Below are 5,235 nucleotides of genomic sequence, written 5' to 3'. Positions count from 1 at the left end.
GAGTGTGTGGTGTAAGTTATCGGCCTATTAGTACCGGTCAGCTTCACGAGTCGTTAGTCCTCGCTTCCACATCCGGCCTATCAACCCAGTGGTCTGGCTGGGGGCCTCTCACACCCGAGGGTGTATGGAAATCTCATCTCGAAGCGAGCTTCCCGCTTAGATGCTTTCAGCGGTTATCCCATCCGAACGTAGCTAATCAGCGGTGCACTTGGCAGTACAACTGACACACCAGAGGTTCGTCCGTCCCGGTCCTCTCGTACTAAGGACAGCCCTTCTCAAATTTCCTGCGCGCGCAGCGGATAGGGACCGAACTGTCTCACGACGTTCTAAACCCAGCTCGCGTACCGCTTTAATGGGCGAACAGCCCAACCCTTGGGACCTACTCCAGCCCCAGGATGCGACGAGCCGACATCGAGGTGCCAAACCATGCCGTCGATATGGACTCTTGGGCAAGATCAGCCTGTTATCCCCGAGGTACCTTTTATCCGTTGAGCGACGGCCATTCCACAATGTACCGCCGGATCACTAGTCCCGACTTTCGTCCCTGCTCGAGATGTCTCTCTCACAGTCAAGCTCCCTTGTGCACTTACACTCGACACCTGATTGCCAACCAGGCTGAGGGAACCTTTGGGCGCCTCCGTTACTTTTTAGGAGGCAACCGCCCCAGTTAAACTACCCATCAGGCACTGTCCCTGACCCGGATTACGGGCCGAAGTTAGATGTCCAAAGTGACCAGAGTGGTATTTCAACGATGACTCCACCCGAACTGGCGTCCGGGCTTCAACGTCTCCCACCTATCCTACACAAGCCACTCCGAACACCAATACCAAACTATAGTAAAGGTCTCGGGGTCTTTCCGTCCTGCTGCGCGTAACGAGCATCTTTACTCGTACTGCAATTTCGCCGAGTTTATGGTTGAGACAGCGGGGAAGTCGTTACTCCATTCGTGCAGGTCGGAACTTACCCGACAAGGAATTTCGCTACCTTAGGATGGTTATAGTTACCACCGCCGTTTACTGGGGCTTGAATTCTCAGCTTCGCCTTGCGGCTAACCGGTCCTCTTAACCTTCCAGCACCGGGCAGGAGTCAGTCCGTATACATCGTCTTGCGACTTCGCACGGACCTGTGTTTTTAGTAAACAGTCGCTTCCCCCTGGTCTCTGCGGCCCCTGCACGCTCCGGACAGCTAGTGTCCATCACGATGGGGGCCCCCCTTCTCCCGAAGTTACGGGGGCATTTTGCCGAGTTCCTTAACCATAATTCTCTCGATCGCCTTAGTATTCTCTACCTGATCACCTGTGTCGGTTTGGGGTACGGGCGGCTAAAACCTCGCGTCGATGCTTTTCTAGGCAGCATAGGATCACCGAATCCCCCCTTACGGGAGTCCCATCGGGTCTCAGGCATCATGAACGGCGGATTTGCCTACCGTTCGCCCTACATCCTTAGACCGGGACAACCATCGCCCGGCTCGGCTACCTTCCTGCGTCACACCTGTTAATACGCTTGCCTCCCAGGATCAGGTCCCGCGCTCCACCAAAACCCTTCCACCCCGAAGGGTGGGCGGGCAGGTCTCGGGCGGTTAGTATCCCCTGTTCAACATGGACGGTTTTTCGCCGGTACGGGAATATCAACCCGTTGTCCATCGACTACGCCTGTCGGCCTCGCCTTAGGTCCCGACTTACCCAGGGCAGATTAGCTTGACCCTGGAACCCTTGATCATTCGGCGGACGGGTTTCTCACCCGTCTTTCGCTACTCATGCCTGCATTCTCACTCGTGTAGGCTCCACCGCTGGTTTACACCGCGACTTCACTGCCCACACGACGCTCCCCTACCACTCCAGACGCCTGAACCAACCCCACAAGGGAGCGGCTTGGCTACTATCTGAAATCCACAACTTCGGCGGTGTACTTGAGCCCCGCTACATTGTCGGCGCGGAATCACTTGACCAGTGAGCTATTACGCACTCTTTTAAGGATGGCTGCTTCTAAGCCAACCTCCTGGTTGTCTTCGCAACTCCACATCCTTTCCCACTTAGCACACGCTTAGGGGCCTTAGTTGGTGGTCTGGGCTGTTTCCCTCTCGACTATGAAGCTTATCCCCCACAGTCTCACTGCTGCGCTCTCACTTACCGGCATTCGGAGTTTGGCTGACGTCAGTAACCTTGTAGGGCCCATTAGCCATCCAGTAGCTCTACCTCCGGTAAGAAACACGCAACGCTGCACCTAAATGCATTTCGGGGAGAACCAGCTATCACGAAGTTTGATTGGCCTTTCACCCCTACCCACAGCTCATCCCCTCCATTTTCAACTGAAGTGGGTTCGGTCCTCCACGACGTCTTACCGTCGCTTCAACCTGGCCATGGGTAGATCACTTCGCTTCGGGTCTAGATCACGCCACTGCAACGCCCTATTCAGACTCGCTTTCGCTACGGCTTCCCCACACGGGTTAACCTCGCGACGTAACACTAACTCGCAGGCTCATTCTTCAAAAGGCACGCCGTCACCAGAATCAGACTGGCTCCGACGGATTGTAAGCACACGGTTTCAGGTACTGTTTCACTCCCCTCCCGGGGTACTTTTCACCTTTCCCTCACGGTACTGGTCCGCTATCGGTCATTAGGGAGTATTTAGGCTTATCAGGTGGTCCTGACAGATTCACACGGGATTTCTCGGGCCCCGTGCTACTTGGGATACTCTCCAGGCGGTACACAACATTTCGGTTACGGGGCTCACACCCTCTCTGGCCGGCCTTTCAAGACCGTTCACCTATGCCTGTACTACTCACCCCACTGTCCCGGCAGAGACAGAACGGATAGTCCCACAACCCCGACCATGCAACGCCCGCCGGCTATCACACATGGAACGGTTTAGCCTGATCCGCGTTCGCTCGCCACTACTGACGGAATCACTATTGTTTTCTCTTCCTGCGGGTACTGAGATGTTTCACTTCCCCGCGTTCCCTCCACGCACCCTATGTGTTCAGATGCGGGTCACCAGGCAGCTCGCGCCCCTGGCGGGGTTTCCCCATTCGGACACCCTGGGATCACAGTCCGGTTATCGACTCCCCCAGGCTTATCGCAGATTCCTACGTCCTTCTTCGGCTCCTAATGCCAAGGCATCCACCGTGTGCTCTTAAAAACTTGACCACAAAAGATCAAAAACGCTAATTCACGAGAGAACCATGAAAACCAACCACACACCCCAAAGGATGCCCGGTCAGATCCAGGTTCATATTCTTGGAAATTGCTTCTTATAAAAGATGCTCGCGTCCACTATGTAGTTCTCAAACAACAACCCCGTACCCCACACCCCACACGAACCCCCACAAAAAAAGGGGGGCACAACCGTATGATCGGTGCAGCCAGGAAACCAGAAACAAACAAACCCACACCACCACCCCCGCAACCGCTCCCCCGAAAGGGAACCCGCGACAGCCATGCCATGGCCCTGTTGCCTCAGGACCCAACAGTGTGCCAAACACTAAACCGCCCGTACCCCCGCCGCACCGATCCAGGACACCCGCCCGAAAGCGGGGAGTCCGTACTGGGTGCCGCAGAAAAACACAGCGGCCGCTACTTGTTGATATTCCACCCGTGAGCACCCGCCGCAGAACTAGCGTCTGCGCAACGGGCGTACTCCTGACAACCCCTCCACACCCGCATACACGGGGCAAGGTGATCGTAGGTGCTCCTTAGAAAGGAGGTGATCCAGCCGCACCTTCCGGTACGGCTACCTTGTTACGACTTAGTCCCAATCGCCAGTCCCACCTTCGACAGCTCCCTCCCACAAGGGGTTAGGCCACCGGCTTCGGGTGTTACCAACTTTCGTGACTTGACGGGCGGTGTGTACAAGGCCCGGGAACGTATTCACCGCAGCGTTGCTGATCTGCGATTACTAGCGACTCCGACTTCATGGGGTCGAGTTGCAGACCCCAATCCGAACTGAGACCGGCTTTTTGGGATTAGCTCCACCTCACAGTATCGCAACCCTTTGTACCGGCCATTGTAGCATGCGTGAAGCCCAAGACATAAGGGGCATGATGATTTGACGTCGTCCCCACCTTCCTCCGAGTTGACCCCGGCAGTCTCCTATGAGTCCCCGCCATGACGCGCTGGCAACATAGAACGAGGGTTGCGCTCGTTGCGGGACTTAACCCAACATCTCACGACACGAGCTGACGACAACCATGCACCACCTGTAAACCGACCGCAAGCGGGGCACCTGTTTCCAGGTATTACCGGTTCATGTCAAGCCTTGGTAAGGTTCTTCGCGTTGCATCGAATTAATCCGCATGCTCCGCCGCTTGTGCGGGCCCCCGTCAATTCCTTTGAGTTTTAGCCTTGCGGCCGTACTCCCCAGGCGGGGCACTTAATGCGTTAGCTACGGTACGGAAAACGTGGAATGTCCCCCACACCTAGTGCCCAACGTTTACGGCATGGACTACCAGGGTATCTAATCCTGTTCGCTCCCCATGCTTTCGCTCCTCAGCGTCAGTTAATGCCCAGAGACCTGCCTTCGCCATCGGTGTTCCTCCTGATATCTGCGCATTTCACCGCTACACCAGGAATTCCAGTCTCCCCTACATCACTCTAGTCTGCCCGTACCCACCGCAGATCCGGAGTTGAGCCCCGGACTTTCACGGCAGACGCGACAAACCGCCTACGAGCTCTTTACGCCCAATAATTCCGGATAACGCTTGCGCCCTACGTATTACCGCGGCTGCTGGCACGTAGTTAGCCGGCGCTTCTTCTGCAGGTACCGTCACTTTCGCTTCTTCCCTACTGAAAGAGGTTTACAACCCGAAGGCCGTCATCCCTCACGCGGCGTCGCTGCATCAGGCTTTCGCCCATTGTGCAATATTCCCCACTGCTGCCTCCCGTAGGAGTCTGGGCCGTGTCTCAGTCCCAGTGTGGCCGGTCACCCTCTCAGGCCGGCTACCCGTCGTCGCCTTGGTGAGCCATTACCTCACCAACAAGCTGATAGGCCGCGAGTCCATCCAAAACCACAATAAAGCTTTCCACCCCCCACCATGCGATGAGGAGTCATATCCGGTATTAGACCCAGTTTCCCAGGCTTATCCCAGAGTTAAGGGCAGGTTACTCACGTGTTACTCACCCGTTCGCCACTAATCCCCCCACAAGTGAGGTTCATCGTTCGACTTGCATGTGTTAAGCACGCCGCCAGCGTTCATCCTGAGCCAGGATCAAACTCTCCGTTGAAGTAAAACAAAAACGAA

Annotated in this window: 2 rRNA genes; both read right to left on the bottom strand. The window is 55.9% G+C overall.

What is annotated here, in order from left to right:
• Positions 1-6 precede the first annotated feature (6 nt).
• Positions 7-3,145 (bottom strand): 23S ribosomal RNA (locus ACZYZE_RS18855).
• 549 nt (positions 3,146-3,694) lie between these two features.
• Positions 3,695-5,218: ribosomal RNA gene (locus tag ACZYZE_RS18850) — 16S ribosomal RNA — on the bottom strand.
• Together the 16S and 23S rRNA genes form the textbook arrangement of a ribosomal RNA operon.
• Positions 5,219-5,235 lie beyond the last annotated feature (17 nt).

It is taken from the genome of Pseudarthrobacter woesei (assembly GCF_055412745.1).
This window is presented reverse-complemented; position numbering and strand designations above follow the sequence as displayed.